Origin of the sequence: Pseudoalteromonas sp. S558 (genome assembly GCF_005886635.1) — a bacterium.
Classification (GTDB): domain Bacteria; phylum Pseudomonadota; class Gammaproteobacteria; order Enterobacterales; family Alteromonadaceae; genus Pseudoalteromonas; species Pseudoalteromonas aliena.
Window position 1 is genome coordinate 1 of the sequence record NZ_PNDU01000731.1, and the last position, 379, is coordinate 379.

The 379-nt window shown below is 38.8% G+C and carries 1 pseudogene; it reads right to left on the reverse strand.

Annotated elements, in window-relative coordinates:
• Nucleotides 1-9: 9 nt before the first annotated feature.
• Nucleotides 10-379: pseudogene (locus tag CWB66_RS22125) on the reverse strand (transposase); the annotation flags it as partial.

The following is a 379-nucleotide window of genomic DNA, read 5'->3' on the forward strand; positions in this document are numbered from 1 at the left end:
AAAGGATTACTCTGGGTATTCTGGGCGATACTTTAACGTATTAAATAGCCATTCAGAATAAGGGGTATCATTACTCACAGACGGTCGGCTAAATGAAGGAACAATACCTAACTCCTGCAATGTCGCTAATAACGTTGCCCCTTTCATTGGACTGCCATTATCCGAGTGCAATGTGACTTGCGCTGGCTTTACCTGCTCTCGTCTGCAAAAATCTACCATTAAATCAGCTGCCAGTGTACTTAGCTGTGTGTCATAAACCTGCCAACCAACTATTTTTCGACTATAAATATCCATCACTAAATATAAGTATAAAAACTGACCTTTAATAGCTGTTGGCAAATAGGTAATATCCCATGTATAAATTTCTTTTACAAGGGTT